The organism is Streptomyces himastatinicus ATCC 53653, assembly GCF_000158915.1.
Classification (GTDB): Bacteria; Actinomycetota; Actinomycetes; order Streptomycetales; family Streptomycetaceae; genus Streptomyces; species Streptomyces himastatinicus.
Map to the genome: position 1 here is coordinate 7934748 of NZ_GG657754.1, position 3325 is coordinate 7938072.

Sequence of the window (3325 nt, forward strand, 5' to 3'; positions counted from 1 at the left end):
TTCTTGATGCCGCGGTAGCGGTCGTCCAGGCCGTAGATGGTGGTGTTGTACTGGTCGTGCGAGCGGAGGGTCTGGAGCAGCAGCCTGCCTTCGGGGGCCTTCGGATACTCGACCGGGGCGGCGGTGAAGTTGGCCTTGCCCGTGGCGGTCGGGAAGCGGCGGCTGTCGCGCGGGGCGTGCGGCAGGGCGAACCCGGACGGGTTGCTCACCTTGGCGTTGAAGTCCTCGAAGCCGGGGATGACGGCCGCGATGCGGTCACGGATCGTGGCGTAGTCCTTGGTGAACTCCTCCCACGGGGTCTTGCTCCCGTCGCCGAGCACCCGCCGGGCCAGCCGGGCGACGATGGCCGGTTCGGAGAGCAGCTCGGAGCTCGCGGGCTCCAGCCGTCCGCGCGAGGCGTGCACCATGCCCATCGAGTCCTCGACGGTGACGAACTGCGGTCCGCCGTCCTGGATGTCCCGGTCCGAGCGGCCGAGGGTGGGCAGGATCAGGGCGCGGGTGCCGGTGACCACGTGGGAGCGGTTGAGCTTGGTGGAGACGTGGACGGTCAGCCGGGCGGCGCGCATGGCGGCCTCGGTGACGTCGGTGTCGGGGGAGGCGGCCACGAAGTTGCCGCCCATGGCGAAGAAGACCTTGGCCTGGCCGTCGCGCATCGCGCGGATGGCGCGGACGACGTCGAAGCCGTGCTCGCGCGGCGGGGCGAAGCCGAACTCCTTCTCCAGGGCGTCCAGGAAGGCCGGGGCGGGCCGCTCGAAGATGCCCATGGTGCGGTCGCCCTGCACATTGCTGTGGCCGCGCACCGGGCACACCCCGGCGCCGGGGCGGCCGACGTTGCCGCGCAGCAGCAGGAAGTTCACGACTTCCCGGATGGTGGGCACCGAGTGCTTGTGCTGGGTCAGCCCCATCGCCCAGCAGACGATGGTGCGCTTCGAGTCGAGGACCATGCGCAGCGCGCGCTCGATGTCGTCCCGGGTGAGGCCGGTGGCGCTCAGCGTCTCGTCCCAGTCGGCGGCGCGGGCGGCGGCGGCGAACTCCTCGTAGCCGTGGGTGTGTTCGCGGATGAAGTCCTCGTCGACGACGGCTTCGTCCGTTTCCGAGGCGTTGTCGGAAGCCTCCAGGATCAGCTTGTTGAGGAGGCGGAAGAGGGCCTGGTCGCCGCCGATCCGGATCTGGAGGAAGAGGTCGGTGAGCGAGGTGCCGCCGCCCGCGAGCCCGCGGGCGTTCTGCGGGTTCTTGAACCGCTCCAGACCCGCCTCGGGCAGCGGGTTGATGGAGATGATCTTCGCGCCGTTGTCCTTCGCCTTCTCCAGTGCGGAGAGCATGCGCGGATGGTTGGTGCCCGGGTTCTGCCCGGCGACGATGATCAGGTCGGCCTTGTGGAGGTCCTCCAGCAGCACGCTGCCCTTGCCGACGCCCAGGGTCTCGGTGAGCGCGGAGCCCGAGGACTCGTGGCACATGTTGGAGCAGTCGGGCAGGTTGTTGGTGCCGAATTCGCGAGCGAAGAGCTGGTAGAGGAACGCGGCCTCGTTGCTGGTGCGTCCGGAGGTGTAGAAGACGGCCTCGTCGGGGGAGTCCAGCGCGCGCAGCTCGTCGGCGATGATGTCGAACGCGCGGTCCCAGCTGACCGGCTCGTAGGCCTCGGCGCCCTCGGCCAGGTACATGGGCTGCGTGAGCCTGCCCTGCTGGCCGAGCCAGTAGCCGCTGCGGGTGGCGAGGTCGGCCACCGGGTGGGCGGCGAAGAAGTCGGGGGTGACCCGGCGCAGGGTCGCCTCCTCGGCGACGGCCTTCGCGCCGTTCTCGCAGAACTCGGCCGCGTGCCGCTTGTCGCCCTCGGGCCAGGCGCAGCCCGGGCAGTCGAAGCCCTTCTTCTGGTTGACCCGCATGAGGGTGAGGGCGGTACGGCGGATTCCCATCTGCTGATGGGCGATGCGCAGCGAGTGGCCGACCGCGGGGAACCCGGCGGCGGCGTGTTTCGGGGGTGCGACCTCGGGAGCGTCCTGTATCGGATCGCCTGCGGGTGGCTTGGCTGCCATGTCGGTCCCCTTTTTCGACTCGGCTTGTCGGCTTCGACATCGGCTCGGTTGTCCCCCGTCGATCCTTTCATGAGTCATGGACTTTGGGACCACCCGGTGTGGTGGGCCGGGGTGGGAGGCGGGAGGCGTTGTCGGTGGGGCGTGGCAGGATCGGGGGCGTGGCAGAGAAAGCATCGAAGAAGACCGCAGCGCCCGCGCCCGACCGCACGGGGGACCGTCCCCGCCTGCTCCTGCTGGACGGGCATTCCCTGGCATACCGGGCGTTCTTCGCGCTGCCGGCGGAAAATTTCAGCACGACCTCCGGCCAGACGACCAACGCGATCTACGGCTTCACCTCGATGCTGGCGAACACGCTCCGTGATGAGCAGCCCACGCACCTGGCGGTGGCGTTCGACGTCTCGCGCAAGACGTGGCGCTCCGAGCAGTTCGCGGAGTACAAGGCGAACCGCTCCAAGAGCCCCGACGAGTTCAAGGGGCAGGTCGAGCTGATCGGCGAACTGCTGGACACGATGAACGTCACCCGCTTCGCGGTGGACGGCTTCGAGGCGGACGACGTGATCGCCACCCTTGCCACCCAGGCCGAGGCCGAGGGCTTCGAGGTCCTGATCGTCACCGGTGACCGCGATTCGTTCCAGCTGGTCAGCGACCATGTCACGGTGCTCTACCCGACCAAGGGCGTCTCCGAGCTGACCCGGTTCACCCCCGAGAAGGTCCAGGAGAAGTACGGGCTCACCCCGCGCCAGTACCCGGACTTCGCGGCGCTGCGCGGCGACCCGTCGGACAACCTGCCCGGCATCCCGGGCGTCGGCGAGAAGACCGCCGCGAAGTGGATCAACCAGTTCGGGTCGTTCCAGGATCTGGTGGAGCGGGTCGACGAGGTCAAGGGCAAGGTCGGCGAGAAGCTGCGCGACCACTTGGAGTCCGTCAAGCTCAACCGCCAGCTGACCGAGCTGGTCAGGGACGTGGAGCTGGGCACAGGACCCGACGGTCTCAAGCGCGTTCCGTACGACCGGGCCGCGCTGGGCGTGATCATGGACGCGCTGGAGTTCCGCCACCAGAACTTCCGCGACCGGGTCCTGGCCGTCGACCCGGGTGCGGCCGACGAGGAGCCCGCCGCAGCGGAGCCCGGCGTCGAGGTCGACGGGGTGACGCTGAGCGCGGGCGAGCTGGCGCCCTGGCTGGCCGACCGCGGCGCCGAGCCGCTGGGCCTGGCCACCGTGGACACCTGGGCGCTGGGCAGCGGCAGTGTCAGCGAGGTCGCGCTGGCCACCGCGGGCGGGCCCGCGGTCTGC

General features: G+C 70.0%; 2 protein-coding genes. One reads left to right on the plus strand and one right to left on the minus strand.

From position 1 onward, the window contains the following. On the minus strand, nucleotides 1-2033 hold a 2033-nt coding region (locus tag SSOG_RS33790), incomplete at its 3' end, for an FdhF/YdeP family oxidoreductase (RefSeq protein WP_039939301.1). Between the two features lie 158 nt (nucleotides 2034-2191). Here SSOG_RS33790 and SSOG_RS56580 point away from each other — a divergent pair. Next, a partial coding sequence (locus tag SSOG_RS56580; RefSeq protein WP_039939302.1) for a 5'-3' exonuclease occupies nucleotides 2192-3325 on the plus strand: 1134 nt, incomplete at its 3' end.